The sequence below is a fragment of the Methanosarcinales archaeon genome (genome assembly GCA_014859725.1).
Lineage (GTDB): Archaea > Halobacteriota > Methanosarcinia > Methanosarcinales > Methanocomedenaceae > Kmv04.
Genome location: JACUTQ010000196.1, coordinates 1 through 3695, shown reverse-complemented (window position 1 = coordinate 3695; position 3695 = coordinate 1). Strand labels below are relative to the sequence as shown.

The following is a 3695-nucleotide window of genomic DNA, read 5'->3' as shown; positions in this document are numbered from 1 at the left end:
GGGGTCTGGTCATATTCTTGTTTATGCTTTTGAGGTGCTGTATGAGATATACAGGTCGCAGGGTTATCTTGATAGCGAGATTGCGCCCCTGATACTTAACAAGAACCTCTATGGGCTTGAGATTGATGACAGGGCGGCGCAGCTTGCGGGATTTGCGCTGATGATGAAGGCGAGGATGTATGATAAAGAGCTGTTTAACAAGAAGATATCTTTGAATCTTTGCGCTATCCAGGAAACGAGGGAAGAGTGCGCTTTGAATAAGGGGAAGTATCCTGAACTGTGCAGGCTGTGGGATTTCTTTATCGATGCCAAGAATTACGGGTCTATATTGAAGGTGGAGGGGTTTGATTTTGAGAGATTGGGGGATGAGTTTGAGTTGCTGAAGAGGGATGGGACGCTTGATTCTGTTTTTGCGGGGTCGAAATTGGAGGAGCTTGTGAAGCAGGTGAAGCTCATGGGGCGGAAATATAGTTGTGTGGTGACGAACCCGCCGTATATGGGTTCAAGGAATATAAACACAAAGTTAAATAAATTTATTAGCGATGCGTATCCAGATTCAAAAACTGATTTGTTTGCGGTATTTATTGAGAAATGTCTTGATTTTACTAATTCGAAAGGTTTCACTTCCATGATTACCATGCAATCTTGGATGTTCTTGTCATCTTTTGAAAAATTGAGGATCAAAATTTTAGAAAACCATAAGATAGATACGATGGTTCATCTTGGACCACGAGCTTTTGAACAGATTGGCGGAGAGATTGTTTCAACGACAGCTTTTACAATCAGAGCATGGTGAAAATATGGACGAAATAGTCAGTATTATATTCCCTTTGCCAAAAGAAGCAATTGATTTCATGTTTTCAAATAATCGAGATGTTTATATAAAATATACTTCTCGAGAGCCCAAAAAAAAATCTAGAATAAGAATAAAAAAAAACATTACTTTATTCATATATCAATCAGGTGGAGGTAAATCTATTGTTGGTGAAGCCACCATAAAAAAAATTGATTTTTTGGATATGAATACAATCTTAAACACGTATCATGGACGGTTGATGATATCAGATGATGAGTTTAGAAGATATGCCAAAGGCAGGGAAAACAAAAAAGCATTGGTTTTAGAATTAACTGGATTAAAAAGATATAAAAAAGAAATTCAAATATCCAAACCTGTTACAATGGCAGGTATTTTCTTAACAACTGAAAAAATGCGAGAAGTTATAGGGGATGTGTGAAAATGGCTACCTTCATACGATTGAGTGATTTTAAATTGAGAAATAAGAAGGAAAGGGAGTTCTTTAACAAAGCTAATAGATATATTGTAGAACAACAAGACGTTTTTTTTGAAATTCCAGGAAATCCAATTGCATATTGGTTGAACAAAAAAGAAATCGAATGCTTTAAAGAAGGTGTTATGCTAGAGAAACATATAGATATTACTGGTTCTCAACATATAACTGCAGATAACGACAGATTTTTAAGACATTTATGGGAAATAAATAAAAATAATGTAGGAAAGGGCAGACGTTGGGTATTTTATAATAAAGGTGGAGAATATAAAAAATGGTATGGTAATATTGAATTGGTTGTCGATTGGTCCGAAAATGCAATAAACTTTTATAAATCAAACAAAACATCTAATTTGTTACAAGAAAAATATAGATTTAAAAATGGACTTACTTGGACAGCGACAACAAGTAAAAATTTTAATTGTCGGTACTTGCCTAATGTTTGTATTTTTGACAAGAAAGGCCCGTCTGCTTTTCCGGCAAATTTAGATAATTTATTTTATTTTATAAGTTTTTTAAATACTATTATTGCAGATAAGCTGCTTGCATGTTTAAGTACTACAATGGATTATCAAAATATAGATATCCAAAGACTTCCTATTATATTCCCTGAATCCGAAGAAACAAAAATCCGCATTGACTCCCTTTCCCAATTCTGCATCAATATCTCCAAAGAAGAATGGGACTCCCGAGAAACAAGCTGGAACTTTACCACAAACGAACTCTTGCGCCACAAAACTACAACCCGAATTGAAGACGCCTACAACATCTGTTGCGATTACTGGAAAGACCAATTCTTCAAACTCCATGCAAACGAAGAGGAACTAAATCGTATCTTCATAGATATTTATGACCTCGCAGACGAGCTCACACCGGATGTGCCTTTAGAAAACATAAGCATCCTGAAAACCGAATCCGAGATCAAAGACGGCGAACTTGTATTCAAAAAAGAGATTCTGGTCAAGCAGTTCATCTCATACGCAGTGGGCTGCATGTTCGGCCGCTACTCCCCAGACAAGCCAGGGCTCATCCTCGCAAACCAGGGTGAGACCATTGATGATTTCAAAGAAAAGGTGCCGAAAGCCTCGTTCATGCCGGATGAGGATAACATCATCCCCATACTTGAGCATGAATACTTCACAGACGACATCGTGTCCAGATTCAGGGAATTCCTGAAAACCACATTCGGGGCTGAGAGCCTTGCCGAGAACCTTGAATTTATTGCCGGGGCGCTGTCCAGATCAAAGAAAGGGGAGTCGCCTGAAAAAGTGATACGGGACTATTTCCTCAAGTCGTTCTTCAAAGACCACGTGAAGATGTATAAGAAGAGGCCCATCTACTGGCTCTTCACATCAGGCAAGGGCAGGGGTTTCAATGCGCTGGTGTATATGCACAGGTTTAATAAGGAGACACTGGCAAAGATGAGGACTGATTATCTGCTTAAGCTTGAGGATAAGCTTGATGCCAGGATGGGGATGCTTTCGTCTGAGTCGAATAAGGATGCTCAGGAGATGAGCAGGCTATCGAAATTGATCGATGAACTTACTGATTATGATGCGGTTTTGAATAATAAGGCGCTGGAGTTTATTGATATTGATCTGGATGATGGGGTGACGGTGAATTATGCAAAGTTTGAGGGTTTGGTGGGGAAGATATGAATGATAGAGAGAAAACAATGATTGAAGCTGGAGAAGTTCGACCAGGGGGTTGTATATGTGAACATTATTCGGATAGATTTCCAAATTGGATGGATATGCGAAGTGAGTTAGAATATATATTGATATACGCCATTTCTGTTAATGGAATAAGGGGTTATGAATCATGATGCATAAAGGTGCACGAACTACAGGCGGAAATATGCCTCCAGAACTCCAACAAAAAATCAATCAATTACTAGATGAGTTTGGAGCTTTAGTCCAAAGTACCTCGCAAGAGCATTGTCTTCAGAGGGCAGTTGTAAGGAGTCTACTAACTTGTAGCTTGGTGGTAATTTTGGATAAAAACAGCCTCTTTGTCTTAGCACAGCGGCATTTTGGGATGCCGTCTTCTCTATTTATTCATGTTCCTGAAAAGCAACTAACACCCCAACAAGCGTTAGATAATGCTAAATGGGAATTTGGCCTTGAAGACCCGTTTCTTATCGTTTTCCCAAGTGCGTTGCTCGAACAAGACGAAGTGCAACGCCGAGCGGAATTGGGAGCAATTGTCGTTACTCATGTTGATTCTGAATTTCAGAGAGTGATAAAGATGTCAAGCCTTATACAAATCAATCCATTATTTGGTCCTGCATCATATAGCATGGACGAGAGATTAGCCTTTGTACTCATGCCTTTTGCTGAAGATCTTACAAGAATTTGGGACCAGTTTTTACTCGGGCACAGTATCCATTCTCAAATAATTCGTAAT

Annotated in this window: 5 protein-coding genes; all 5 read left to right on the top strand. The window is 38.8% G+C overall.

From position 1 onward, the window contains the following. Positions 1-796: N-6 DNA methylase (locus IBX40_11940; GenBank protein ID MBE0525022.1), on the top strand; the 796-nt coding region annotated here is incomplete at its 5' end. Positions 797-800: 4 nt separating this feature from the next. Next, the gene (locus IBX40_11935) at positions 801-1235 is read left to right on the top strand and encodes a DUF365 domain-containing protein (GenBank protein ID MBE0525021.1); all 435 of its coding nucleotides are present in this window, start codon (positions 801-803) and stop codon (positions 1233-1235) included. Between the two features lie 2 nt (positions 1236-1237). Further along, the gene (gene pglX / locus IBX40_11930) at positions 1238-2947 is read left to right on the top strand and encodes a BREX-1 system adenine-specific DNA-methyltransferase PglX (GenBank protein ID MBE0525020.1); all 1710 of its coding nucleotides are present in this window, start codon (positions 1238-1240) and stop codon (positions 2945-2947) included. Then, a complete protein-coding gene (locus tag IBX40_11925; protein ID MBE0525019.1) occupies positions 2944-3114 on the top strand; it encodes a hypothetical protein in 171 nt (56 codons plus the stop codon). Before pglX ends, IBX40_11925 begins: the two co-directional genes overlap by 4 nt. Next, positions 3111-3695, top strand: a 585-nt coding sequence (locus IBX40_11920; GenBank protein MBE0525018.1) for a hypothetical protein, incomplete at its 3' end; no start/stop codon positions are given. The genes IBX40_11925 and IBX40_11920, both read left to right, overlap by 4 nt.

Bases quoted from the DNA above. Each gene is read 5' to 3' on its own strand.
- IBX40_11925 (MBE0525019.1), top strand. From the start codon at position 2,944: ATGAATGATAGAGAGAAAACAATGATTGAAGCTGGAGAAGTTCGACCA.
- pglX (MBE0525020.1), top strand. From the start codon at position 1,238: ATGGCTACCTTCATACGATTGAGTGATTTTAAATTGAGAAATAAGAAG.
- IBX40_11935 (MBE0525021.1), top strand. From the start codon at position 801: ATGGACGAAATAGTCAGTATTATATTCCCTTTGCCAAAAGAAGCAATT.